Annotated in this window: 24 protein-coding genes and 1 pseudogene; 13 read left to right on the top strand and 12 right to left on the bottom strand. The window is 72.1% G+C overall.

Features of this window, described 5'->3' with window-relative positions:
- Positions 1-53: 53 nt before the first annotated feature.
- Both ABZ564_RS09320 and ABZ564_RS09315 read left to right on the top strand, forming a co-directional pair.
- Positions 54-3,266 carry a molecular chaperone Hsp90 gene (locus ABZ564_RS09320; protein WP_360852089.1) on the top strand — a complete coding sequence of 1,071 codons (3,213 nt, stop codon included), beginning with the start codon at positions 54-56 and terminating at the stop codon, positions 3,264-3,266.
- A gap of 195 nt (positions 3,267-3,461) precedes the next feature.
- Positions 3,462-4,202: a calcium-binding protein gene (locus ABZ564_RS09315; RefSeq protein WP_360852086.1), complete on the top strand. Its 741-nt coding sequence runs from the start codon at positions 3,462-3,464 to the stop codon at positions 4,200-4,202.
- A 32-nt stretch (positions 4,203-4,234) separates the two neighbouring features.
- On the opposite strand, the gene ABZ564_RS09310 is transcribed toward ABZ564_RS09315, so the two are convergent.
- Positions 4,235-6,703, bottom strand: coding sequence for an HAD-IC family P-type ATPase (locus tag ABZ564_RS09310; protein WP_360852083.1), 2,469 nt, complete (start codon positions 6,701-6,703; stop codon positions 4,235-4,237).
- Between the two features lie 129 nt (positions 6,704-6,832).
- Positions 6,833-7,102, bottom strand: coding sequence for a DUF2530 domain-containing protein (locus ABZ564_RS09305; protein ID WP_360852080.1), 270 nt, complete (start codon positions 7,100-7,102; stop codon positions 6,833-6,835).
- 185 nt (positions 7,103-7,287) lie between these two features.
- Here ABZ564_RS09305 and ABZ564_RS09300 point away from each other — a divergent pair, with 185 nt between their 5' ends.
- Entirely contained in the window at positions 7,288-8,742 is a 1,455-nt protein-coding gene (locus ABZ564_RS09300; protein WP_360852076.1) for an NCS2 family permease, read from the top strand.
- Positions 8,743-8,767: 25 nt separating this feature from the next.
- Here the strand turns inward: ABZ564_RS09300 and ABZ564_RS09295 are convergent, their stop codons facing one another.
- Positions 8,768-8,992 (bottom strand): hypothetical protein, encoded by a 225-nt coding sequence (locus tag ABZ564_RS09295; protein WP_360852073.1) that lies wholly within the window; start codon positions 8,990-8,992, stop codon positions 8,768-8,770.
- A gap of 168 nt (positions 8,993-9,160) precedes the next feature.
- On the opposite strand from ABZ564_RS09295, the gene ABZ564_RS09290 reads away from it, so the two are divergent.
- Positions 9,161-9,601: a MarR family transcriptional regulator gene (locus ABZ564_RS09290; RefSeq protein WP_360852070.1), complete on the top strand. Its 441-nt coding sequence runs from the start codon at positions 9,161-9,163 to the stop codon at positions 9,599-9,601.
- A 73-nt stretch (positions 9,602-9,674) separates the two neighbouring features.
- Positions 9,675-11,009, top strand: a complete 1,335-nt coding sequence (locus tag ABZ564_RS09285; protein ID WP_360852067.1) for an MFS transporter — start codon at positions 9,675-9,677, stop codon at positions 11,007-11,009.
- 213 nt (positions 11,010-11,222) lie between these two features.
- Here the strand turns inward: ABZ564_RS09285 and ABZ564_RS09280 are convergent, their stop codons facing one another.
- Together ABZ564_RS09280 and ABZ564_RS09275 are read right to left on the bottom strand one after the other, a co-directional pair.
- Positions 11,223-12,218: an aldo/keto reductase gene (locus tag ABZ564_RS09280; protein ID WP_360852064.1), complete on the bottom strand. Its 996-nt coding sequence runs from the start codon at positions 12,216-12,218 to the stop codon at positions 11,223-11,225.
- A 61-nt stretch (positions 12,219-12,279) separates the two neighbouring features.
- A pseudogene (locus ABZ564_RS09275) lies at positions 12,280-12,399 on the bottom strand (prolyl aminopeptidase); the annotation flags it as partial.
- 15 nt (positions 12,400-12,414) lie between these two features.
- Here ABZ564_RS09275 and ABZ564_RS09270 point away from each other — a divergent pair.
- A complete protein-coding gene (locus ABZ564_RS09270) occupies positions 12,415-12,906 on the top strand; it encodes a hypothetical protein (RefSeq protein WP_360852060.1) in 492 nt (163 codons plus the stop codon).
- Between the two features lie 133 nt (positions 12,907-13,039).
- Here the strand turns inward: ABZ564_RS09270 and ABZ564_RS09265 are convergent, their stop codons facing one another.
- From ABZ564_RS09265 to ABZ564_RS09255, 3 genes are all read right to left on the bottom strand, one after another.
- The gene (locus tag ABZ564_RS09265; RefSeq protein ID WP_360852057.1) at positions 13,040-14,479 is read right to left on the bottom strand and encodes a choice-of-anchor A family protein; all 1,440 of its coding nucleotides are present in this window, start codon (positions 14,477-14,479) and stop codon (positions 13,040-13,042) included.
- 202 nt (positions 14,480-14,681) lie between these two features.
- The gene (locus ABZ564_RS09260) at positions 14,682-15,323 is read right to left on the bottom strand and encodes an HAD-IA family hydrolase (RefSeq protein ID WP_360852054.1); all 642 of its coding nucleotides are present in this window, start codon (positions 15,321-15,323) and stop codon (positions 14,682-14,684) included.
- Positions 15,320-16,381: a protein kinase family protein gene (locus ABZ564_RS09255; protein ID WP_360852051.1), complete on the bottom strand. Its 1,062-nt coding sequence runs from the start codon at positions 16,379-16,381 to the stop codon at positions 15,320-15,322. The genes ABZ564_RS09260 and ABZ564_RS09255 overlap by 4 nt, the downstream gene beginning before the upstream one ends.
- A 142-nt stretch (positions 16,382-16,523) precedes the next feature.
- Here ABZ564_RS09255 and ABZ564_RS09250 point away from each other — a divergent pair, with 142 nt between their 5' ends.
- Positions 16,524-16,892, top strand: a complete 369-nt coding sequence (locus ABZ564_RS09250) for a VOC family protein (RefSeq protein WP_360852048.1) — start codon at positions 16,524-16,526, stop codon at positions 16,890-16,892.
- Positions 16,893-16,959: 67 nt separating this feature from the next.
- Here ABZ564_RS09250 and ABZ564_RS09245 read toward each other — a convergent pair whose 3' ends face one another.
- Entirely contained in the window at positions 16,960-17,604 is a 645-nt protein-coding gene (locus ABZ564_RS09245) for a DNA-binding response regulator (RefSeq protein WP_360852045.1), read from the bottom strand.
- Positions 17,605-17,670: 66 nt separating this feature from the next.
- Here ABZ564_RS09245 and ABZ564_RS09240 point away from each other — a divergent pair, with 66 nt between their 5' ends.
- Positions 17,671-18,516 carry an oxidoreductase gene (locus ABZ564_RS09240; RefSeq protein ID WP_360852042.1) on the top strand — a complete coding sequence of 282 codons (846 nt, stop codon included), beginning with the start codon at positions 17,671-17,673 and terminating at the stop codon, positions 18,514-18,516.
- An 88-nt stretch (positions 18,517-18,604) separates the two neighbouring features.
- Positions 18,605-19,351 carry a class I SAM-dependent methyltransferase gene (locus tag ABZ564_RS09235; protein WP_360852039.1) on the top strand — a complete coding sequence of 249 codons (747 nt, stop codon included), beginning with the start codon at positions 18,605-18,607 and terminating at the stop codon, positions 19,349-19,351.
- A gap of 151 nt (positions 19,352-19,502) precedes the next feature.
- On the opposite strand, the gene catA is transcribed toward ABZ564_RS09235, so the two are convergent.
- The 3 genes from catA to ABZ564_RS09220 form a co-directional block, all read right to left on the bottom strand.
- Positions 19,503-20,174: a type A chloramphenicol O-acetyltransferase gene (gene catA / locus ABZ564_RS09230; RefSeq protein ID WP_360852037.1), complete on the bottom strand. Its 672-nt coding sequence runs from the start codon at positions 20,172-20,174 to the stop codon at positions 19,503-19,505.
- 70 nt (positions 20,175-20,244) lie between these two features.
- Complete coding sequence (locus ABZ564_RS09225; protein ID WP_360852034.1) at positions 20,245-20,424, bottom strand: DUF397 domain-containing protein; 180 nt, start codon at positions 20,422-20,424, stop codon at positions 20,245-20,247.
- Complete coding sequence (locus ABZ564_RS09220) at positions 20,421-21,197, bottom strand: helix-turn-helix transcriptional regulator (RefSeq protein WP_360852030.1); 777 nt, start codon at positions 21,195-21,197, stop codon at positions 20,421-20,423. Before ABZ564_RS09220 ends, ABZ564_RS09225 begins: the two co-directional genes overlap by 4 nt.
- A 117-nt stretch (positions 21,198-21,314) precedes the next feature.
- Between ABZ564_RS09220 and ABZ564_RS09215 the strand changes: the two genes are divergently transcribed.
- The 4 genes from ABZ564_RS09215 (at position 21,315) to ABZ564_RS09200 (ending at position 24,655) form a co-directional block, all read left to right on the top strand.
- The gene (locus ABZ564_RS09215; RefSeq protein ID WP_360852027.1) at positions 21,315-21,740 is read left to right on the top strand and encodes a hypothetical protein; all 426 of its coding nucleotides are present in this window, start codon (positions 21,315-21,317) and stop codon (positions 21,738-21,740) included.
- Positions 21,741-22,117: 377 nt separating this feature from the next.
- A complete protein-coding gene (locus ABZ564_RS09210; protein ID WP_360852024.1) occupies positions 22,118-22,780 on the top strand; it encodes a TetR/AcrR family transcriptional regulator in 663 nt (220 codons plus the stop codon).
- A gap of 68 nt (positions 22,781-22,848) precedes the next feature.
- Complete coding sequence (locus ABZ564_RS09205) at positions 22,849-23,436, top strand: helix-turn-helix transcriptional regulator (protein ID WP_360852188.1); 588 nt, start codon at positions 22,849-22,851, stop codon at positions 23,434-23,436.
- 637 nt (positions 23,437-24,073) lie between these two features.
- Entirely contained in the window at positions 24,074-24,655 is a 582-nt protein-coding gene (locus ABZ564_RS09200; protein ID WP_360852019.1) for a carbonic anhydrase, read from the top strand.
- Positions 24,656-24,663: the final 8 nt, after the last annotated feature.

Below are 24,663 nucleotides of genomic sequence, written 5' to 3'. Positions count from 1 at the left end.
CGAGGGACCGTGGGGCCGGGGCTCCTGGCCCGCGACCGAGAGGGAGTACGCGCATGGGGATCAACGCGACCGAGGGCGCCGACCCGTTCGGGACCGCGCGGCTGCGGCGCGGCGTGCTCGACGCCTGGGGCGCCGGCCCGGCCCGGTTCCGGGAGGACGCCAACGCCGAGGAGGACCTCGCGCTCGGCGGCTACCGCGACCGCCTCGTCGTCGAACTGGCCCAGAACGCCGCCGACGCCGCCGCCCGCGCCCGGGTCCCCGGCCGGCTCCGGCTCACGCTGCGCCCGGCGGCCGACGGCGCCCCCGCCGTCCTCGCCGCCGCGAACACCGGCGCACCGCTGGACGCCACCGGCGTCGAGTCGCTGTCCACGCTGCGCGCGTCCGCCAAGCGCGAGGGCCACGAGGGCGCCGTGGGCCGGTTCGGCGTCGGGTTCGCCGCCGTGCTCGCGGTGAGCGACGAGCCGGCGGTCGTGGGCCGGCACGGCGGCGTCCGCTGGTCCCTCGCGGAGGCCCGCGAACTGGCCCGGGAGGCGGCCCTCGGCAGCCCCGGCCTGGGCGACGAGCTGCGCCGCCGCGACGGCCACGTACCGCTGCTGCGCCTCCCGCTGCCCGCCGAGGGCACCGCCCCGGACGGCTACGACACCGTGGTCGTGCTGCCGCTGCGCGACGGCGTCGCCGAGGACCTGGTGAGCCGGCTGCTGGCCGCCGTGGACGACGCGCTGCTGCTCACGCTGACCGGGCTCGACGAGGTCGTCGTCGAGACCCCGGAGGGCGTACGGACGCTGCGCCGCTCGCAGCACGGCCCGTACACGCACGTCGAGGACTCCGCGCACGGCACCAACCGCTGGCGCACCGCCGTCCACCACGGCCCGATCGAGCCCGCCCTGCTCGCCGGCCGGCCGCTGGAGGAACGGCTGCGCCCGCACTGGTCGGTGACCTGGGCCGTCCCGGTGGACGCGGACGGCGCCCCGGTCCGCCCCCGTACCGCACCCGTCGTGCACGCGCCGACGCCCACCGACGAACCGCTCGGCCTGCCCGCGCTGCTCATCGCCTCGCTGCCGTTGGACACCACCCGCAGGCACCCCGCGCCCGGACCGCTCACCGATTTCCTGGTGGAGCGGGCGGCCGACGCGTACGCGGAACTGCTCGGCGCCTGGGAACCGGTGTCCGTCGCGACGATCGCCCTGGTCCCGGGCCCACTCGGCCGGGGCGGGCTGGACGGCGCGCTGCGGGGCGCGATCCTGGAGCGGCTGCCGCGCGTGGCGTTCCTGGAACCGGCCGCCCCGCGCGACCCGGCCGCCGAACCGGACCGCTGGGACGGCTGGGACGGCGAGGAAGGCGTCCGCAAGGAGACCGTCGCCCTGCGGCCGGTCGAGGCCGAAGTGGTGGAGGGCGTCGGCGCGCAGACCGTCGCCGTGCTGGCCGAGGTGCTGCCGTGCCTGCTGCCCGCCGGTCTGGAGCGGCGCGTCGAACTGCGCACGCTCGGCGTCGCCCGGGTCCCGCTGACCGAGGCGATCGACCGGCTGGCCGGCCTGGAACGCGATCCGGCCTGGTGGCGGCGGCTCTACGACAGCCTGGCCGGCGTCGACCCGGACCGGCTGTCCGGGCTTCCCGTGCCGCTCGCCGGGACGGCGCCCGCCGGGACCGGTCCGGACGACGCGCCCGGCCCGCCCCGCACCACGATCGGCCCCCGGCAGGTCCTGCTCCCGCTGCCGGACGCCCTGACCGGCCCGGTCCTGGAGCGGCTCGGCCGGCTCGGGCTCAAGGTCGCCCACCCGGACGCCGCGCACCCGCTCCTGGAGAAGCTGGGCGCCCTGCCCGCGACGCCGCGCGCCGTGCTGACGACCCCGCAGGTGCGGGCCGCCGTCGCCGGGTCGCTGGACGCGGGCGAGATCTGGGACGAGGACGCGCTCGACGGCGACGAACTGGTGGAGACCGTCCTCACCCTGGTCCGGGACGCCGCCCTGGAGCCGGGCGACGAGCCCTGGCTCGGGGCGCTCGCCCTGACCGACGAGGACGGCGAACTCGCCCCCGCCGGTGAACTCGTGCTGCCCGGCAGTCCGTTCGCCGCCGTCATGCGCGAGGGCGAACTCGCCCTGTGCGAAGCGGAACTGGCCGACCGCTGGGGCGAACAGCCGCTCACCGCCTGCGGGGTGCTCGCCACCTTCGCCCTCGTACGGGCCACCGACGTCGTCCTGGACCCGGACGAACTGGAGCCGCGCGAAGGCGACTTCGCTGAGCCGGACGACGCCGGGCTGCTCGACGCCGTCGACGTGTGGTGCGAGGACATCCTCGACCAGCTCCCCGACAGTCCCGTGCCGCCCGTCGCCACCGAGCTCGTCGCCGTCCGCGACCTCGACCTCGTCGACGACGACGCCTGGCCACAGGCCCTCGCCCTGCTCGCGCAGCCACCGCTGCGCGACGCGCTCACCCAGCCGGTCCGGGTGCTGCTCCCGGACGGCACCACGCGGTCCGTCCGCCCCTACACCGCCTGGTGGCTGCGCGGCCACCCGGTGCTGGGCGGCCGCCGCCCGGCCGGTCTGCGCGCCCACGGCGGCGACTCCCGCCTCGCGGGCCTGTACGACCCCGCCGACGCGGCCGGCTTCGACGACACCGAGGTGCTGCGCGCCCTGGGCGTGCGGACCTCGGTCGACGCCCTGCTGGACGAGCCGGGCGGGGCCGCCGAGCTCCTGGGCCGGCTCGCGGACGGGGACCGCCCGGTCGGCTCCGTGCAACTGCACTCCCTGTACACGGCCTTGTCCGCGCTCGACCCGGAACAGGTCACGCTGCCGGACGAGTTGCGGGCGGTGGTGGACGGTGAGGTGCGGGTCGTCGACGCGGCGGACGCGGTGATCGCGGACGCGCCGGACCTGCTGCCGCTCACCGGCGGGCTGCCGCTGCTGCCCGTCGCCCCGGCGCACGCGGCGGAGCTGGCCGAGCTGTTCCAGGTGCGGCGGCTCGGCGAGAGCGTCGAGGCCGAGGTCACGAGCGACGGCGAGGAGCACGAGGTGCCCGAGTCCGTCCGCGTCCTGCTGGGGCCCGCCACCCCGGACACGTACGTCGAGCACGGCGAGCTGCGCGCGGGCGGCGTCGAACTGGACTGGCGCCGCACCCCGGACGGCGTGGTGCACGCCTCGACCCTGGAGGGCGTCGCGGCGGGCCTGGCCTGGGCGGCCGGCCAGTGGCCCCGCCGCTTCGAGGTCGCGGCCCTGCTGGAGGACCCCTCCCGTACGGAGGAGCTGGCCCGGGACCGCTGGTTCGACTGAGGCCCGGGCGGGGGCCGTGGAGGGGCGCAGATACATGTGCCATTTACACCGGTCTATGAGATCTTCGCAGAATCTTCAAATCGCGCACAACCCTTCACATCCCTTGCTCGTCTGGTCTGTTGAGTCATTCCGACTCGACTGACCGATCGGCCCGGTCCGCGCGCGGACCGGGCCCTTTCCCACGGGGAAGCACACATGCGCATGCGCACATCCGTCGCCGTCGTCACCGGCGCCCTGGCCCTGTCCGCCCTCGCCGTGCCCGCCGCGCAGGCCGACGGCGGCTACGGGGACACCGCCATCACCAAGGTCACGGTCAACGGCGGCAAGAACGTGGTCGTCGGTACCAGCCTGGTGAAGAAGTTCACCGTCACCCTGACGGCGAAGGACGACTCCGGCATCGAGGGCGCCGAGATCAGCCTGAACGGCCCCGGCTTCGGCTTCATGAACAGCAAGGCCAGCTGCTCCGGCAGCACCTGCACGGCGTCGTTCACCGTCGACCCCAAGACCGACCTGATGTACTCCAACGACTACGCCGGCACCTGGTACGTCGAGGCGTGGGTGGACGCCAAGGACGGCGACTACGTCTGGAAGGAGAAGGCCGGGTCCTTCAAGTTCCAGCGCGCTTCCCGCCAGACCGTCAACGCGTCCCCCGAGCCGGTGAAGAAGGGCGGCACCCTCACCGTCACCGGCTGGCTGTCGCGGGCCAACTGGGACGACTTCAAGTACCACGGCTACACCGTCCAGCCCGTCAAGCTGCAGTTCCGCAAGAAGGGCAGCAGTACCTACAGCACGGTCAAGACCGTCACGACGAACAGCAAGGGCGACCTGAAGACCACGGTCAAGGCCTCGGTCGACGGCTACTGGCGCTACAGCTTCGCCGGTACGTCCACCACCCCGGCCGCCACCGCCGCGGGTGACTACGTCGACGTGAGGTAGACCGGCCCGGGCCGCCGCTTCCCCTGTGGGGACTACCCCGCGAAGCGGCGGCTCACCAGCCGCCAGGCGTACTCCAGCGCGACCGCCGCGACCACCGCGATGCCCGCCGCCGTCCACGGCATCCGCGTGCCCACCAGCTTCAGCGCGAAGAAGTCCTGGAGCCACGGCACCACCAGCACGACCAGGAACGCCAGGCCCATCGTGGCCACCAGGCAGATCCGCCACCAGGTGTAGGGGCGGGCGATGATCGCCAGGACCCACATCGAGACCAGGAACAGCGTGAGCGTCGCGGCGCTCGTCTCGGCGTCCAGCGCGCCCGTACCGGTGTAGTGGTGCCGGGCGATCAGGTACGTCGTGAAGGTCGCGGCGGCGGCGATGACGCCCGAGGGCACCGCGTACCGCATGACGCGGCGCACGAAGTACGGGTGCGCGCGCTCCTTGTTCGGGGCCAGCGCCAGGAAGAACGCCGGGACGCCGATCGTCAGGGTGGACAGCAGGGTCAGATGGCGGGGCAGGAACGGGTACTCGACCTGGAAGCAGACCACCAGGACGGCGAGCAGCACCGAGTACACGGTCTTCGTCAGGAACAGGGTCGCGACCCGGGTGATGTTGCCGATCACGCGGCGGCCCTCGGCGACCACGGACGGCAGGGTCGCGAAGCTGTTGTTCAGCAGCACGATCTGGGCGACCGCGCGCGTCGCCTCGGAACCGGAACCCATGGAGACGCCGATGTCGGCGTCCTTCAGCGCGAGGACGTCGTTGACCCCGTCGCCCGTCATCGCCACCGTGTGGCCGCGCGACTGGAGGGCGGCGACCATCTCCCGCTTCTGCTGCGGGGTGACCCGGCCGAACACCGCGTTTTGCTCCATCGCGGTCGCCATCTCGTCCCGGTCCTCCGGGAGCCTGCGCGCGTCCACGGGGTGCTCCGCGCCCTCCATCCCGAGCTTCGCGGCGACCGCCCCGACCGAGACCGCGTTGTCGCCGGAGATCACCTTCGTGGCGACCCGCTGCTCGCCGAAGTAGGCGAGGGTCCGCCCCGCGTCGGGCCGCAGCCGCTGCTCCAGGACGACCAGGGCGGCCGGCTCCGCCCCCTCGGCCGCGTCCAGGCCGGCCGGCCCGCCCCGCGCCCGTGCCAGCAGCAGCACCCGGAGCCCCTGCTCGTTGAGGTGCCCGGCCTCCGTGAGCACCGGGTCGTCCTCGGCCAGCAGCACGTCGGGTGCGCCGAGCAGCCAGGCGGAGGACGCGCCGCCGCCCTCGTCGAACGCGGCGCCGCTGTACTTGCGGGCGGAGGAGAACGGCAGGGTCCCGGTGGTCCTCCAGCCGTCGTCCCCGGGGGCGGGGTAGGCGTCGATGATCGCCTGGAGGCTGGCGTTGGGCCGGGGCTCGGACGCGCCGAAGGCCCCCAGGACGCGGCGCAGATACGGTTCGTCGGCGCCGTTCAGGGCGCGCAGCCCGGTGACGTCCATGCCGCCCTCGGTGAGCGTGCCGGTCTTGTCCAGGCAGACGACGTCGACCCGGGCCAGGCCCTCGATGGCGGGCAGCTCCTGGACGAGGCACTGCTTGCGCCCCAGGCGTACGACACCGATCGCGAAGGCCACCGAGGTCAGCAGCACCAGGCCCTCCGGGATCATCGGCACGATCCCGCCGACCGTGCGGGCGACCGAGTCCTTGAGGTTGTTGTCCTTGACCACCAGCTGGCTGATCACCAGGCCGGTCGCGGTCGGCACCATCATCCACGTGACGTACTTGAGGATCGTCGAGATACCGCTGCGCAGCTCGGAGCGGACGAGCGTGAAGCGGGACGCCTCCTCGGCGAGCTGCGCCGCGTACGCCTCGCGTCCCACCTTCGTCGCGGTGAACGCCCCGCCCCCGGCGACGACGAAGCTCCCGGACATCACCGTGTCGCCGGTCCGCTTGACGACCGGGTCCGCCTCGCCGGTGAGCAGGGACTCGTCGATCTCCAGGCCGTCCGCCTCGACGACCGTGCCGTCGACGACGACCTTGTCCCCGGGCCCCAGCTCGACCAGGTCGCCGAGGACGATCGCGGAGGTGGGGATCCCGGCGGCCACCCCGTCGCGCCGGACCACCGGTTTCGCCTCGCCGATGACCGCGAGGCTGTCGAGGGTCTTCTTGGCCCGCCACTCCTGCACGATGCCGATGCCGGTGTTGGCGATGATCACGAAGCCGAAGAGGCTGTCCTGGATCGGCGCGACGAACAGCATGATCACCCAGAGCACGCCGATGATCAGGTTGAACCGGGTGAACACGTTGGCCCGGGCGATCTCGGTCAGGGAGCGCGAGGAGCGCACCGGTACGTCGTTGACCTCGCCCCGCGCGATCCGCTCGGCCACCTCGGCCGAGGTCAGCCCGCGCCCGGCGGGCGGCTGCGGCGGCTCTGCCGGGTGGACCGGGGCGGACCCGGCCCCGGCGCCGATCGTGGCCGGCCGCCCGGAGAGGCCGGTCCGCTGCTCTCCCGAGGGATCGGATGCCCGCTGAGTCATGGTTCCGACGGTACGGGCGGAACCACCCGGTCACCCCCGGAGAGTGCGAAGTCCGTACCCGGGGAGGAGAGGAATCGTCCCGGGGGCGTACGGGCTCCCCCTGGTGGGTCTGCGGGCCCGCCGCCGCGGTCAGTGGGTCTGCGGGTCCGCCGCCGCGGCGGCCGCGCGCTTGAGGGCCGCGTCCCGCCCCCGTACGTACCAGATGCCGATCAGGCCCAGACCCGCGCCGGCCAGGCAGGTCCATACCCACCACAGGTGGCCGTGGTCGTCGTACCAGCCGTAGAACGGGAGCTGGACCAGGAAGAGGACGAACCAGAGGATCGTGCCGCCGGTGATGGTCGCGACGACCGGACCCTCCAGGGGCTCCGGTGCCTCGTGCTTCGGTGTCCACTTCGCCATGCGGTCAGTGTATGCGGCACCCGCGCAAGGGCCGTCGGGCCAGTCGGCCCAAGGGTCTACGCGCGGAGATAGCGATCTTCGCGCTATGTATTCATACTGAATCTGCTTAAGGCTGGCTCGAATTATTCGTGTGAAAGTCCAAGGCTGACCACTTTTAATCCCTCTACGCACGACTGAGGTCACACATGTCCCCCTCGGCCACCGCTCCGGTCGATGCCACGCCTCCTCCGGCCTCCCCGCCCTCGGGCGGTCTGGACCGCTTCTTCAAGATCTCCGAGCGGGGGTCGTCGGTAGCCCGCGAGATCCGTGGCGGATTCGCGACCTTCTTCGCGATGGCCTACATCATCGTGCTGAACCCGATCATCCTGGGCAGCGCGAAGGACATGTACGGTCACCAGCTCGACGGCGGCGAGCTGGTCACCGCGACGGTGCTGACCGCCGCGTTCTCCACGCTGCTCATGGGCGTCATCGGCAACGTGCCGATCGCGCTGGCCGCGGGCCTCGGTGTCAACACCGTCGTCGCCCTCCAGCTCGCCCCCCGGATGAGCTGGCCCGACGCGATGGGCATGGTGGTCCTCGCGGGCATCGTGGTCATGCTGCTGGTCGCGACCGGGCTGCGGGAACGCGTGATGAACGCCGTACCGGCCTCGCTCCGCAAGGGCATCGCGATCGGCATCGGCCTGTTCATCCTGCTGATCGGCCTGGTCGACTCGGGCTTCGTCTCCCGCATGCCGGACGCCGCGCACACCACCGTGCCGCTCCAGCTCGGCTCCGACGGCCACCTCAACGGCTGGCCGGTCCTGGTCTTCGTCCTCGGCGCGCTGCTCACGCTCGTGCTGATCGTCCGCAAGGTGCCGGGCGCGATCCTGATCTCCATCGTGGCGATGACCGTCGTCGCGCTGATCATCGACGCCGTCGCGGACCTGCCGGGCGAGGCCTGGGGGCTGACCGTCCCGGAGTGGCCGGGCAATCCGGTGGCGTCACCGGACTTCGGGCTGGTCGGGCAGTTCAGCCTGTTCGGCGGCTTCCACGAGGTCGGCATCCTCACCGGCATCCTGTTCGTCTTCACCGTGCTGCTGTCCTGCTTCTTCGACGCGATGGGCACCATCCTCGGCGTCGGCGACGAGGCGAAGCTGACGGACGCCGAGGGCAACTTCCCCGGCATCAACCGGGTGCTGTTCGTCGACGGTGTCGCGGTCGCCGCGGGCGGCGCGAGCTCCTCCTCCGCCACGACCTGCTTCGTGGAGTCCACGGCCGGTGTCGGTGAGGGGGCCCGCACGGGTCTGGCGAGCGTCGTCACGGGGCTGCTGTTCACGGTGGCGCTGTTCCTCACGCCGCTGGCGACCATGGTCCCCTCGCAGGCGGCCACCCCGGCGCTGCTGGCGGTGGGCTTCCTGATCACCGCCGGTTCGGTGCGGGACATCGACTGGAGCGACTTCACGCTCGCGATCCCGGCGTTCCTCGCCATGGTCATGATGCCGTTCACGTACTCGATCACCAACGGCATCGGTATCGGCTTCATCGCGTTCAGCGTGCTGCGGCTGGCCACCGGGCGCGGACGCGAGGTGCCGGCGGCCATGTACGTGGTGTCGGCGGTCTTCGTCTTCTACTACATGATGCCGTCGCTCGGCCTCACGTAAGGGCGGGGAGCGGGCCGGGCCGGGGTCAGGTGACGTCCTCGGCCGGCACGCTGTCCGCCGGGCAGAGCTTCTTTGGCCCGTAGAACTTCTCCGTCTCCTCGACGGCCGCCTGGAAGCGCTCGTCGAAGTCGTTGCGAATGAGCGTCCGGACCACATAGTCCTGGACGCTCATTCCGCGTTTCGCGGCGTGCTGCTTGAGCCGGTCGAGCAGCTCACCGTCTATGCGCAGGCTGAGCACTGTCGATCCCATGGCAAGCAGGGTTACGTCCCGCGGGCCCGCCGCGCGTGATTTTCCGCCCTTGACTCACTCGTTTGGGTGATCGATTGGTGATCCCGCTCTCGCGGGTGACGCGAGCCCGCCCGCGCGCGTGTACCACCAAGTGGTCCTTAGCGTAAGTAATGAGTTACGCTAACAAACATGCCTGACCTGATCCACGACAGCGACAGTGCCGCCGCCGTGAGCTCCCTTCGTTCCGCCGTCATGCTGCTCGGCCGGCGCCTGAAGCACCAGCGCGTCGACGAGTCGCTGAGCCCGACCGAGATGTCGGTCCTCGGGACTCTCGCCCGTTGTGGTTCCGCCACGCCGGGTGAGCTGGCCCGCAAGGAACACGTACAGCCGCCGTCGATGACCCGCATCGTCGCGTTGCTGGAATCCAAGGGCCTGGTCAGGCTGGAACCGCACCCCGATGACCGTCGTCAGAAGATGGTCAGCCAGACCGAGCAGGCCGAGGCCATGCTCGCCGAGAGCCGCAAGAAGCGGAACGCCTGGCTGGCCACCCTCGCCGAAGGCCTGGACGAGGACGAGTGGGAGACGCTGCGCACCGCGGCGCCCGTGCTGGAGAAGCTCGCCCACCTGTAGCGGCGGGGGGCACACCGCCCCCTCCGCTTCCCCGTCAGTCAGCGCAATGCCCACGCCGAGGAGGCGAACCCTTTTGAGTACGGGATCCGGAGCAGACTCCGCCCCCGCACCGACTTCCACCCACGAGAGCAAGACCGGCGGGACCTTCTCGTCGCTGAAGATCCGCAACTACCGCCTGTTCGCCACGGGCGCCGTGATCTCCAACACCGGTACCTGGATGTCCCGCATCACGCAGGACTGGCTCGTCCTGAGCCTCACCGGGTCCGCCGCCGCCGTCGGCATCACCACGGCACTCCAGTTCCTCCCCATGCTGCTGTTCGGCCTGTACGGCGGCGTCATCGCCGACCGGCTGCCGAAGCGCAAGCTCCTGCTCGTCAGCCAGGCCGCCCTGGGCGCCTGCGGTGTCGTGCTCGCCGTGCTCACGCTCTCGGGCGTGGTCGAGGTGTGGCACGTCTACCTGATCGCCTTCCTGCTCGGCATGGTCACCGTCGTGGACAACCCGGCCCGCCAGGCCTTCGTGTCCGAGATGGTCGGCCCCGCCCAGCTGCGCAACGCGGTCAGCCTGAACTCGGCCAACTTCCAGTCCGCCCGGCTCGTCGGCCCCGCCGTCGCGGGTGTGCTGATCACCACGGTCGGCAGCGGCTGGGCCTTCCTGTTCAACGGCCTGTCGTTCCTCGCGCCGCTCGTCGGCCTGATGATGATGCGGACGAGCGAGCTCCACAAGGCCGTCATCGTGCCGCGCGCCAAGGGGCAGCTCCGTGAGGGGCTGCGGTACGTCTCGGGCCGTCCCGAGCTGATCTGGCCGATCGTCCTGGTCGGCTTCGTCGGCACGTTCGGCTTCAACTTCCCGATCTGGCTGACGGCCTTCGCGGACGAGATCTTCCACGGCGGCGCCGGGATGTACTCGTTCTTCAACATCCTCATGGCGGCCGGCTCCCTCGTCGGCGCCCTGCTCGCCGCCCGCCGCCGCTCCTCGCGGCTGCGGATGCTGGTCGCCGCCGGTACGGCGTTCGGCGTGCTGGAGATCGTGGCGGCGCTCGCGCCGTCGGTCTGGATCTTCGCGGTCCTGCTCGTGCCGATCGGCATGATCGGCCTGACGACCAACATCAGCGCCAACACCAGCGTCCAGATGGCGTCCGACCCGGCCATGCGCGGCCGGGTGATGAGCCTGTACATGATGGTCTTCGCCGGCGGTACGCCGGTGGGCGCCCCGATCGTCGGCTGGATCAGCGACACGTACGGTCCCCGGACCGGCATGGTGGTCGGCGGTGCGCTGTCCCTGGCGGCGGCGCTCGGCATCGGTGTGATCCTGGCCCGCCTCGGCGGCCTGCGCCTGAAGGTCGACCTGCGCCCGGGCCGCCCGCACGTACGGCTCGTCCAGCGCGAGCAGCTGGCGACGGCGGCGTAGGGGTTCTCCTCCGTACGCGGACGACGCGGCCCCGTCCCGGTTTCCCGGGGTGGGGCCGCGTGGCGTTCACGGCCGCCGGTCCGGTTACGCTCGACGGGTGGACCCGAAGACCAGAAACCGCATCATGGCGGCCGTGCTCGTACTGATGTTCGCCGTCGTCGCCGTGGCGGCCGCCCTCGGCTGACCCAGGGCCTCCCCCGGACCTACCAGGACCTACCAGGCGAAGTTCTCCGGCGACGGACCCGGACCCGGGAAGATCTCCTCCAGCGCGTCCAGCACCTCCGCCGACAGCTCCAGCTCCACCGCGCGCAGCGCCGAGTCGAGCTGCTCCCGCGTGCGCGGGCCGGAGATCGGACCGGTGATCCCGGGCCGGGTCAGCAGCCAGGCGAGGCCCACCTCGCCGGGCTCCAGGCCGTGCTTGTCGAGCAGGTCCTCGTACGCCTGGACCTGCGCCCGCACCTTCGGGTCGGCCAGCGCCTCGCCGGAGCGGCCGGAGGTGGAGCGGGCGCCGCCGCCCTCGCGCTCCTTGCGGATCGCCCCGCCGAGCAGCCCACCGTGCAGCGGCGACCACGGGATGACCCCGAGGCCGTACTCCTGGGAGGCCGGGATGACCTCCATCTCGGCGCCGCGCTGCATCAGGTTGTAGATGCACTGCTCGCTGACCAGGCCGTAGCTGCCCCGCTGCCGGGCGCGCTCGTTGGCCTGGGCGATCTTGTAGCCGGAGAAGTTCGAGGAACCGGCGTACAGGATCTTGCCCTGCTGGATCAGTACGTCGATGGCCTGCCAGATCTCCTCGATCGGGGTCGACCGGTCGACGTGGTGGAACTGGTACAGGTCGATGTGGTCCGTCTGCAGCCGCTTCAGGCTGGCGTCGACGGCCCGGCGGATGTTCACGGCGGACAGCTTGTCGTGGTTGGGCCACGCCTCACCGTCGGCGCCCATGTTGCCGTAGACCTTGGTGGCGAGCACGACCTTGTCGCGGCGGTCGCCGCCCTGCGCGAACCAGGTGCCGAGGATCTCCTCGGTACGGCCCTTGTTCTCGCCCCACCCATAGACATTCGCTGTGTCAAAAAAATTCACGCCCGCGTCCAGCGCGGCGTCCATGAGGCTGTGGCTGTCGCTCTCGTTGGTCTGGGGGCCGAAGTTCATCGTCCCCAGGACGAGGCGGCTTACCTTGAGTCCGGTGCGTCCGAGCTGCGTGTACTTCATGAACCCCAAGCCAACTCCTTCGAGCGCGCTCGAAGCAAGTGTTTCCCTCGCTCCACGCCCCCGCGAACCGGTCCAGAGCCGCGAGGACCGCCCGGCCGGCCGCCGCCCCGCCCAGGTGGCCCGCGTCCTCGACCACCGTCAGCTCCGCGTCCGGCCACGCCTTCGCCGGCTCCCACGCGGTCGTAGCCTGGGCCTTGTGAACGCGACTCCCGAGGTACTGGCCGTACTGGACGACCTGCTCGCCGCCGCGGGCCCCGACGGCCGAGGGGCCCTGTGGCAGCTCGACCGGCAGGGGAGGGAGCTGGACGCGAATCTGGTGCGGCTGCCCCCGGGCGCCGAGGTGGGGGAGCACCAGGAGGACGTGCTCGACGTCCTCCTCGTGGTCCTCGCGGGCAGCGGCCGCCTGGTCCCCGGCGACGGCTCGGCGCCCCTGACGCTGACCCCGACCACGGCGACCTGGCTGCCCCGCACCTCGCGGCGCTCCCTGGCGGCGGGCCCGGACGGCCTCGCCTACCTGACGGTGCACCGCCGCCGCCCCGGACTCGCGCTCAAGCCGACGGTGTACGCCCGGGAGGGCGGCGAGGCCCCCTGCGCGCTGGACCGGGTCTGCCCGGAGTGCGGCCGGATGTCCCCGGAGTCGGCCCCGGTGTTCTGCAGCGCGTGCGGGGAGCGCTTCCCGGGGCGGTGAGCCTCTTCTCCCGGGGTACGGGGGAGGCCCGGCCACCGTGTCCGGTCGAGGGGGCCGCCGGGCCTTCGTACGCCGTCGCGCCGGTGCCACCCGGGCCGCGGCCCCGCACACCGCCCGGCGGACCGTCCTTCCGTCAGTGCTTCGGCCTGCGGCGGCGGCCCAGCAGGAAGATGCCGGCGGTGGCCAGGGCGAAGGCGCCGGCCGCCGCGTAGAGGGTGGCGGCCGTGCCGGTGTCGGCGAGGCCGCCGCCCGGGGGCCGGTGGTGGTCGCCGCCGTGGTCCGGGGGTTGGTGGTGGCCGCCGTGGTCCGGAGGCGGGACGGGACGGCTGTGCGTCGGGTGCGGTCCGGGGGTGGACTCCGTGGGCGTCGGCGTGGGGGTGGGGTCCGTCGGAGTCGGAGTGGGGGTCGGGGTGGGAGTCGGTGTCGGTGTCGGGGTTGGGGTCGGAGTCGGAGTCGGAGTCGGGGTGGGGGACGGGGACGGATCCGCGCCGCTGCAGTCGATGTCGGCGGCGAACGGGAACTGGTGGATCTCGCCCGCGGTCACCGAGGCGCCGTCCTCGTCGAGCGGACCGGCCGTCAGTTGCCGTGCCACGACCGTGCCTTCGATGTTGGAGGCGTCGATGTCCGTCAGATGGGCCCTGGGCGCGTAGAACGTGCCCTCCAGCGAGTCGCCCTCCGCCATCGTGATGTCGGTGGCGTCGGGGAAGTTCCACAGCATGTACGGCGCCTGCGCGCCCGAGACGCCCGCGAGGTTCGGGATGCTCCAGACGTACGTACCGCCCGTGCCGGTCGTGTCGACGTCGACCACGAACGGGGTCGTCTCCGTCGGCGGGGTGTCGAAGACGATCTCGGACAGGTTGTTCAACTGCTCGCCGGTCAGCCGGAGTACGTTCGTCTCGCCCTCGGTGAGGGTGACGTGCGCGCTCGTCCCGGCGGGGAAGCCCGTCTGGTCGGGCAGCGGATCGCCGGACGCGTCGCGCAGGACGACGTTGGTGTCACAGGTGTCGATGGCGTCCGAGCGGTCGCGGAAGGCCGCGAAGAGGGCGTCGAGGTCGGGCAGCCCGGTGGTGTCGGTGACGGACTCGACCGGCTGGCGGACCGTTTCCGTGACGCGGGGCGTGGAGTTGTACGCGGCGCCCGCGGCGACGATCTGGGTGTTGACCTCGGCGCCGTTGGAGTCCTCGTCGAGGATCGAGGAGCCGGTCGGGTCGCCGACCTTCACATAGCCGTCGCTGAGGACCTGGAGCACGCCCTGCGGTGAACTGGCCGCGTGGTCGATCCTGCCGCCCACCAGCAGGGCGGTGGGCCGGTCGTCACCGGGCGCGGTGAACGTGCCGGGGGTCTGCAGCGCGACGTTGTACCCCGGCCCGTAGGTGAGGTTCCCGCCGATGGCCACCGAGCCCTCGGTCTCCGTGCTGCCCAGCACGGCGTCGTCCTGGACGATGACCCCGAATCCGTTGTCCCCGGTCAGCGGGTTGCCGGAGTAGTCGGCCGCGGCGGGGACGGCGGGGATGGCGGCGGCGGCCAGGCACAGGAGGCAGGCGGTCGTGGCGACGGCACTGGTGCGTTTCATGCCGGGGAACGTAAGTCCGGCCGCCCGGCCGCCCGCGGCGGCGAGGCCGTGGACCACCCGCACGGACGCCGAGGTCCCTCCTCCTGGCGGTAACCCGTCCGGCCGCACGGGGGCGGGACCCCTGGTGAAGCGGGCGTTCAGCGGTGCGGCGGCGGCGAGGACCGCCGCCCCGTGGCGGGGGTGGGACCGGCCGGGGCGGAGGTCAGCCCTGGCGGAGGACGATGTCCTTCAGTTCGCTCAGGCTGTCGATCCGGTGAGTCGCCCGGGAGAAGTCGTGCGCCTTCGTGAACTCGTTGTGCACGACGGCGCAGTCGATGCCGGCCGCCACCGCCGAGGCGAGTCCTCGGGCCGAGTCCTCCACGACCAGGGTCTCCTCCCTGGTGGCGCCGAAGCGCTTCAGCCCGGCCAGGTACGGGTCCGGATGCGGCTTGGCGCGTTCGCAGTCCTCGCGGACGATGACGAAGTCCATGAACTGCCGGATCCGGCGCTTTTCGTGGATGAGGTCGAAGTCGGCGCGCTTCGCCGTCGTCACGATGGCCATGCGGGCGTACGCCGACAGCTCGGCGAGCGTGTCGACGACGCCGTCGATCTCGATGGCCTCGGTCCGCAGGTACTCCTGGTAGTAGCCGTCGCGGGCGTCGCGGACCCGGCCGAGGGTCCGGTCGTCGATACCGGCGGCCCTGGCCTGGGCCCAGGAGCCCGATCCCCGGGCCATGTCCCGGAGGTACTGCTCCTCGTCCAGCGCGAAACCGGCCTCGCCCAGGGCGCGTTCCGCGGCCTTGAAGTACCAGAACTCGGTGTCGACCAGGACGCCGTCGTGGTCGAAGAGTATGTATTTCTTCACGCCCTCATCCTTTCGGCCGCGGCCAGCGGATGGGGAGCCGTCCGGCTCTCCCGCTGGAACGCGCGGTAGAAGCCGCCCATCACCGCCGCGACCGGGGCGTGGCGGAGCAGGAGCGCTGCGACCGGTGCGGGGATTTTCTCCGGGGGGACCCCTCGGGCGCAGGCGTCCACGAATGCCCTGTGATCCTCCGGGGTGTGGCCGTAGAGCGCGACGGACAGCCAGTTCACCAGGTGGCTGACGGCGTAGCACTCGTCGTAGGCGCGGTGCTCGTCGAAGAAGGCGGCCTCGTCCGGGGAGAGGTCGAAACGGGAGGAGATCGCGAGGCCGTAGTCGGCGAAGAAGAGCCGGTGGCCGTCGGTGAGGATGTTCTGGAAGTGGGCGTCGAAGTGCAGGAGCCCGTGCGCGTTCATGAACGCGATGCCGGCCTTCAGCTCGTCGTCCACCATGGCGCAGGCCCGCGCCGCCGCCTCCTCGCCGGCCCCGATCCGGACGTCCAGCCAGTCGTGCAGGTTGTGCGGGATGTACTCCAGGAACAGCACGAGGCTCGCCGTGGACCGCCGGAGGCCTTCGAGCCGCCGGCGTATCGCCGATCCGCCGCCCCAGTAGGCGACGGCCCGGTCCACATCGGCCAGTTCGTCGGGAAGCGGCCGGCCGGAGTCCGGGAGCACCCGCCAGTGGTACATCAGGGGGAAGCCCTCGTGGTCCCCGGCGACGACCCAGTTCGTCGTCATGGTGTGCGCGGCCAGCTCCCGCCAGGCCCCGAACCCCGGGCTGCCGATGGTGCCGATGCCGTAGTGGCAGAAGGCGGGGAGCCCGAAGAGGTTCGCGGTGGAGTGCGCGTGCTCCGGCCGCCGCTCCGGATCGGTCAGCCGTACCCGCTTGACGAAGACCGGGGTTCCCTCGACCTCCAGCAGGACGGTCTGCCCGCCGATGCCCGCGCCGAGCGGGGCGCCGGTGGCCAGGAGTTCGCGCAGACCGCGGTCACCGCGCAGGGCCAGCGCCGTGGAGACGGCGCCGTGGGCGGCGAGCCGAGCGCCGCGGCTCATATCGCGGGACATGTCGGGGTCCTTCGCTCGGGCCTTCCACGGCTCCGGCGGACACCGGGGCGGGGCCGAGGATCACCCTCCCATGTCGGGGCCGATGAGTTCGTCGTTCGAGAACGGTCTGTCCAGTGACACGATCGTTCGCGACAGGAGTGCCATGTCCACCATCCAGCCAGTGATCCTGACCGCCGACCAGGACGTCCTGATCGGCTTCTACACGGAACTGTTCGGCGCCGAGGAGATCTTCCGGGTGCCGGCGGAAGGCCCGGCCTTCTACCGCGGCCTGCGCATCGGCGACACCGACCTGGGGCTGGTGACCAAGGCGGACCCGGGGAGCGGGGCGGCGCCGCGGATCCTGCTCAGCATCGGTGTCGACGACGTCGACGAGACGCTCGGCCGGGTGGAGGCGCTGGGCGGCTCGGTCGGCGGCGCCCCCAAGGACATGCCGTGGGGCCAGCGCGTCGCCCACATCAAGGACCCCGACGGAAACGCGGTGAACCTCACCCAGCAGATCCCGGCCGGGTGACACCGGCGGACGCCACGCACGGCCCGCGTGCGGCGGCCGCCCCCGCGGCCCCGCCGTGCCCCCGCCCTCACCGCCCCGGCAGCCCCAGCTCACCCGCCCGCAGGCCCGCCTGGAAGCGGGACGCGGCCTGCAAGGTGGTCATCAGGTCCGCCACGCGGCGGCGGTACGTGCGGAGGGAGAGGCCCAGCCGGCGGGCGGCCGAGGCGTCGGTCTGCCCGGTGCTCAGGGCTTCCAGGATCCGGCGGGACTCCGGCGACAGGTGCGGGGTGTCCGTCGCCAGGTACGTCGTGTAGTCCGTCGACCGGTGCCACATCGCGTCGAACAGGGAGTGGACGCCGTCGACCATGTTCTTCGACGTCGTCACGGAGTACTCGCGGCCCGCAGGCGCGTCGCGGCCGGCCAGGATCATGACCCGGCGGTCGATGATGATCGTCTCGTGCGGGAGTTCCGAGTCGGTGACGCGCACCTGGGCGCCCGCGCCCAGCACCAGCCGCAGGTGCTCCCTGGTCGCCTCGTCCGTGAGGGCCGCCGGGGTGAGCAGCTTCCGGGTCGTGAAGTCGGGGCCCGGGGTCGTCCACGTCGCCGGCCGGGGCCACGTCGTCAGGGTGCGGGCGGCGCACAGGAACTCGGTGCGGGCGGATTCGAGGAGGTGTCCGGCGCGCGCCAGCAGCTCCGCGTCCCCGTGGACCGAGAAGATCTGTTCGTTCCGCATCCCGCCAGTCTGGCAGCAACCTGCCACGGGCTGGGCCGCCCCCGGACCTCCGGAGAGCATGAAGCCATGACGACGACCCCCACCTTCGCCCTCGGCGGCGACCTTCCCGTCAACCGGCTCGGCTTCGGCGCGATGCGGTTGCCGACGGGTACGTTCGACGGCCCCGCCCGCAACCCCGAGAACGGCATCGCGGTCCTCCGGCGGGCCGTCGAGCTGGGCGTGAATCACATCGACACCGCCGCCTTCTACGCCCGGGGCGGTGTCCGCGCCAACGAGCTGATCCGCGAGGCGCTGGCCCCCTACCCCGACGACCTGGTCATCGCGACCAAGGTCGGCCCGCTGCCCGGCCCGAACGGCGTCCCGAGCGGCCACGCCGCCCCCGGTCAGCTGCGCGGCCTGGTCGAGGCGGACCTGCGGGCCCTCGGCGTGGACCGGCTCGACGTGGTCAACCTCCGGGTGGGCGGCGTGAACGGCACCGGCGGCGAGTCCGTGGCCGAGCGGTTCGCCGTGCTCGCCGGGCTCCGGGAGGAGGGGCTGATCCGGCACCTGGGCGTCAGCAACGTCGACGCCGCGCAGCTCGCCGAGGCGCGGTCCGTCGCGCCCGTGGTGTGCGTGCAGAACGCGTACGCCGACGACCTGGCGCTGCTCGCGGAGTGCGAGGCGGCCGGGATCGCGTACGTGCCGTTCTTCCCGCTCGGCGGCGGCTGGAATCCCCTGGACACCGGCCGCCTGGAGAAGGTGGCGGCCCGGCTGGACGCGACCGTCGCGCAGGTGCAGCTCGCTCTGCTGCTCGCCTCGTCGCCGGTGATGCTGGCCATCCCGGGCACGGGGAACCTCGCCCACCTGGAGGAGAACATGGCGGCGCGCGACCTCGTGCTCGGCGAGGAGGACCTGGCCGAGCTGCGGAGCTGACGTACGGGCCGGGCCGGAGCCGGGGCGAGGGCCCGGCCGCGCGCTCCTCGTGTTGACCGCCCCCGGTGAACAGTGCTGGAGTCGGCCCGTGGACAGCATCCCCGCCAACCGGCGCTTCTGGAACCGGATCAGCAGCTCCTACCAGGACGAGCACGACCCGCGGATCGGCGCCTCACCCAGGCTGTGGGGGATGTACTCCATCCCCGACGGGCAGCTGCACGCCCTGGGAGACGTCACCGGCAAGCGCGTCCTCGAACTCGGCTGCGGCGCCGGCCAGTGGTCCCGGGCGCTCGCCGCCGAGGGCGCCACCGTGGTCGGACTCGACCTGTCCGAAGTCCAGCTCGCCGCAGCGGCCCGCGCGATGGGGGCGGACCGCTACCCGCTGGTGCAGGGCGCCGCCGAACAGCTCCCCTTCGCCGCCGACAGCTTCGACCTGGTGTTCTGCGACTTCGGCGGGCTCAGCTGGGCGCCCCCGGGGCTGGCCGTCCCGCAGGCCGCCCGCGTCCTGCGCCGGGGCGGGCGCCTGGTGTTCAACGTCGCCAGCCCGTGGTTCGAAGCCTGCTACGACGAAGCGGCCGGCCGCGTGACCACGACGCTGCGGCAGGACTACTTCGGGCTGGGCACCATCGCCGAGGACGAAGAGCAGGGCGCGACCAGCTACCAGCTCACCTACGGGGACTGGGTCAGGGTTCTGCGCGGCGCGGGTCTCGTCGTCGACGACCTCATCGAGCCGCGCCCCGGATCCGGAACACCCAACGGCTACAACGAAACCGACCCACCCGACTGGGCACACCGCTGGCCGGCGGAACTGCTCTGGGTGACCCACAAACCTTGAGTTCCGCCGCGCCGGGACGTGAAGGCGCACTCCCGCCGGGCAGACCGTGGGTGTGCGCCTTCGGCCTGTGGGGCGGGACCGGCCGGGGGTGGTCGAGGGCGGCACGCAGATCACCGGCCGGCCGGACGCATCCGGCCGACAGGCCGTCGCGTCAAAGGGACGCGCCCCGGTCCAGCCACTCCGACGGGTCCCCCACCAGTTCCTCCAGCTCGTTCACCAGGCGTGCCGCGTGGAAGCCGTCCGCCGCCGCGTGGTGGGCCTGGACGGCGAGGGGGAGCAGGACCCGGCCCTCGCGTTCGGTGTAGCGGCCGAGCGTGAAGATCGGGGCCATGTGGTCGTAGCCGTCGCGGATGTTCAGGTTGAAGCCGGTGAAGGACGTCCACGGCAGGCTCGACACGTCGAAGGCGTTGGGCGGCGGCGGCCCCTGCGGGAAGAACTCCGTGGCGCGCGCGTGCTCCGCGAGCAGCGGGGCCGCCGCGTCGTGGAACGCACCGAAGTCGGGGTCGTACCGCGCCCACACGCAGGCGAACGTCTCGCGCTCCGGGTTGAAGACCGTGAACGCCGGATGCACGACGGGCCAGACGGCCGGGTCACCCGACTCCGTCAGGCACATCCTGAACTCCTCGTGCCGGTTCACCACCGTGGCGAGCGCCCACACCTGCGCCACGTACGACTTGCGCGGCGAGCGGCGCAGCGCGGCGGTGAGCGCGGTGACGTCGATCTCCACCGTCATCGAGTACGTGCACGGCACGCGGTCGCGGTAGTGCGCGAAGTGCTGCCGGCGCGGCCAGGTGTCCAGGTCGATGGGGGTGGGAGCGTCCATCGGGCCATGATGGCAGGCGCCGGGGCGCGGCCCGTAACGGGTTTCCGGCCCCGGCCGTCCGCGTGGCGCCTCAGGCGGCGGTGTGCCGGACGAACGCGGACCAGGCGTCGGGGGAGAGGGCGAGGGCGGGGACGGTGACGTCCTTGGAGTCGCGCACGTGGACGGTGTTCGGGCAGGCGGCGACCTCTACGCAGTTGCCGCCACCTTCGCCGCTGTAGCTGCTCTTGAACCACTTGAGGTCAGTGCTCATAGTCCTTCTGCCATCTGCTTGATCAACTCGCGCGACTCTTCCAGCCCGTGGGCCTGGGTCCGCAGCCTCCCATATTTGGCGAACAGGTCTCCCAGGTGGGGTTGTTCACTGACAAGGAAGTTCCGGTCCTGGACCTCCAGGTACGCCAGTCTCCGCCGGTCGTCGGTCTCCACCAGGACGAAGGACCCGCTCAGGCCCGAGTGCGTCTCCCGCTGGGCGGACATCACCTGGAGGTGCACATGCCGCAACTGACTGGCCTCGAGAATGTGCTGGAGCTGCGCCCGGTGCACGTCCCGGCCGCCGATGGGACGCATGAGCGCGCTGGGTTCCAGGACGAAGCTGATGTCCGGCGGCGGCTTGCGTGTCAGCAGGGTCTGTCGCGCCAGGCGTCCGGCCACCAGTCTCTCGATCGCGTCATCGTCCAGGGGTGGGCACGCTTGGCCGAACACAGCGCGTGCGTGCGCCTCGGTCTGCAGTAGTCCGGGCACGACGTGGCACTCGTACTCGTAACGCGCCACAGCCTTGGCTTCCTCCTCGGCGAACGGCTCGAACCAGGTGGCCACGCTGCTGAACTTCAACTGCCCCGCCGCAGCGATCAGCGCCCCATTCGCATCGAGCGCCCCGTCCGCCTGCCGGACGAAGTCCCCCTTCGGCGGGCGCTGCCCCCGCTCCACCATCGCCACCTGCGACTTGGAGAAGCCGATCCTGAGCCCCAGCGCCTCCTGCGACAGCCCTGCCAGTTCGCGGTAGTGGCGCAACAACGCGCCGAACATGGCGGCGGTTCCGCCCCCGGTACCACTGGAGTGCACAGCCCCACCTCCACGTGCACAACAGTGCACAGACGCCTTGTGTCCCTGGTCACCGTACGTGCGGACGTCGAAGCTCACCGTATGGAACCGAAAAATTCACCGGCCCCGGTCCACTCGTGGATTCCCGCGAGCGGCCACGCCCTGCGGCACGCGGGCATCCACTTCGACGCGATCCGGATCCCGGGCATCCTCGGCGAGCAAGTGGCGTACGAGATCATGCAGTTCACGGACTTTCGGGCCGGGCCGATCGTCCGGTCCCGGATCGGGGTGCGGAGCGTGTACTTCCTCGTCCCGCCCGGTACGGCCGGCGCGCACCGCTGGCCGGCGGGGGCCGAGGCGCTGGTGCGCAAGGGCTCGGACTTCGTGGGGGTGCCCGCGCTGCACGGGCTGACGTACCCGCTGGACTGGCGTTCGCGGCCGACCGCGCAGGATCCGTTCGTGGAGACGGCGCTGCTGTTCGAGCTGCTGGCCAAGGTGGTCGCGGACGGAATTCCTGCGGTACGGTGAGCGCGTCGTTACGCTCCGTGCGCGCCGCGCACGGGGTGGCGGCCGACTGGCTGCGACGCGGGGCGCACTCCCCGCGGAGGGAGTGCGGTCGGTGTTCGGGTTCGTGCGCCACCGCCTCGTACGGAAGCCGCCGGAGGCACCTGTGTCCCCCGCGCGGCCGAGGAGGTTCGCTTCGTGAAGTGGCCGCCGTGACGGCCTCGGAGTCCACCGGGACGCCGGAAACGGTGCGGGTGGCGGGAGCGGGCCGCGGCGATCCCGGAGAAGGGCGCCGAAGCGCGGTGAAGCGCACGTCCGTTCGTGGTGTGGCGGTCTTTGCCGTGGAAGCGGCGGGGCGTGGACAGTGGTGGCCGGGGGCCGGGACGGACTGAGGAGGACCCGTGGTGGATACCGTGGTGGAGCTTTGGGACGGTGTACGAGCGGTGCGCGACCCCGCGCAGAGCCGCGCGCGGCTCATGGCGGCCGGGCGGACGTTGTTCGCGGTGTACGGCTACGCCCATACGTCCGTCGAGGACCTGTGCGCGGCGGCGCGGGTGGAAGTCCGGGACTTCCACCGGGAGTTCGAGTCGCGCGAGGCGCTGCTCACCGACCTGTACGACGAGGTCGCGATGACCGGGATGCAGGCCGCGCAGGTCGAACTGTCGGCCGAGGGCATGGACACCTGTCCGACCGAGGAGCGGGTCCGCAGGCTCTTCGACGCCTATGTCCGGGCCGTCACGCGGGACCCGCAGGCGGCGAGGGTCGCCTTCGTCGAGGTGCTGGGCGTGAGCCGGGCCATGGACGACCACCTCACGATGTGGCGCTCGGTGTGGGTGGAGTTCCTGACGGCGGAGTCCGAACGCGCCCGGACGCGCGGGCACGGGGTCGACGGCGACCTGGCGGTGGTGGTGAAGGTGCTGACGCGGTCCGTGGACGAGCTGCTGGCCCATCACGGACGGCGGCCGCGCCAGGTGCCGCCGTCCTGGCTGACCAGCGAGTTCACCCGGCTGACGATGGCGATGATCGGCCCGGCGGCGGAGGGTTCCCCGGGCGCCTCCGGTTGACAAGGCGCGTTGCCGGGCCGGCAAATGGAACCATGGCGGCGAAGGAGCACCACAGCAGCGACGGGCCCGTGGCGGACGACGACCTGGCCGCCGTCCTGACGGGCGTGGGCCCCCGTCTGCGCGCGTTGCGCACCGAGCGCGGGACGACGCTGACCCAGCTGAGCGAGACGACGGGCATCTCGGTCAGCACGCTCTCCCGCCTGGAGTCGGGCGGCCGCAAACCGACCCTGGAGCTGCTGCTGCCCCTGGCGAAGGCGTACGGGGTCCAGCTGGACGAGCTGGTGGGCGCACCGGAGACGGGGGATCCGAGGGTCACCTTCCGCCCCTTCAAGCGCCACGGGATGACCTTCGTCCCGCTCACCCGGCACCTGGGCGGCGTGAACGCGTACAAGCAGGTCATGCCCGGTGCGACGACCCCGCCCGGCCCGGTCGAGCAACGGGTGCACGAGGGCTACGAGTGGCTGTACGTCCTCTCCGGCCGGCTGCGCCTGGTCCTGGGCGACCACGACCTGGTCCTGACGGCGGGGGAGGTGGCCGAGTTCGACACCCGTACGCCGCACTGGTGGGGGGCGGCGGGTCCGGAACCGGTGGAGTTCCTGAGCCTGTTCGGACCGCAGGGGGAGCGGATGCACGTACGGGCGAAGCCGTCCGGGTGACGGCGGCTGCGGGTCGGCCCGTGGCGTCGGGGTCACGTCCGGGCGACGCCGACGACGACGCGGTCGGCTCGATGAGGTGGCCGGCGAGGCGGCTCCGGCCCACGAATGCGGATCCGGCCAAACAGCCCTCACTTTCCGGGCTCTTTCCTGGCCGTCACATGGAGTTAACCCGGCACGCGACTTTACTTGCCTATGGTGTTCTTGACCCAAAGTTGACGATCTTTTGGTTCGAGCCACGGGCGTGCACCTGCCGGAAGGGAAGAGCGTGCTGCGAGCCCCTACGACCCGGAGCGGGTCGGCGTTCCGTGCCGTCCCGCCGCTCAGGGAGGCTTCGACGCCTTCGGCCCGTTCGACCTGCGGTGACCTGATCGGGTCACCCCGGGCTCGCGACCGTCCTGTACGGACACGCACACCCGGGCCGGCCGGTCACCCGCTGAAGACCTCGAACCGGGGACCGGTGGCCGGACCCGACCACGCCGCGCCCAGCGCCGCACACGGCCGCGCGTCGAGCAGATCCGCAGCCCCCTCCGGGGCCGCACCCCAGATGTTCCGCTGCTGACCGAGCGGAACGGCCCCCACATCTCTGTCAGGCAAGTCCGACGCGCCGTTACGACGCGCCAGGAGGAATCACCACACCATGCAGCCCTTCATCGACAACGCACGTACCTTCGGCCGGCGCCCCGAGAAGTTCGCGGGCCTCGCCGCGGGCCAGTCTCCCGAGGTCCTGTTCATCACCTGCTCCGACTCCCGGGTCGTGCCGGCTCTGATCACGGGCGCCCGGCCCGGCGAGCTGTTCGAGCTGCGCACCGCCGGCAACATCGTTCCCCCGTACGCCTCCGTCACCCCCACCGGCGAGGCGGCGACGATCGAGTACGCCGTCGAAGTCCTCGGCGTCAAGAGCATCGTGGTGTGCGGCCACTCCCACTGCGGCGCGGTCGGTGCCATGGTGCGCGGTGACGACCTGGCCTCGGTTCCCGCCGTACGGGACTGGCTCGCGCACGCCGCGAAAGAACCCGCGTGCTCCGATCCCGCCGACCCGACGGTCGCCGAGGCCGTGCAGAACCACGTCCTGACACAGCTCCTGCGGCTGCGCTCCTACCCCTGCGTCGAACAGCGCCTGCAAGCCGGTGAAGTCCGCCTGCACGGCTGGTACTACGAGGTCCACACCGGACTCGTACGCGAACACCGCGCGGACACCGACACGTTCGAGACGCTCTGAGGGGACAG

The sequence above is a fragment of the Streptomyces sp. NPDC019224 genome (assembly GCF_040632605.1).
GTDB lineage: Bacteria > Actinomycetota > Actinomycetes > Streptomycetales > Streptomycetaceae > Streptomyces.
Note: the sequence above shows the minus strand (reverse complement) of the source record. Positions and strands in the feature narration are given on the sequence as shown.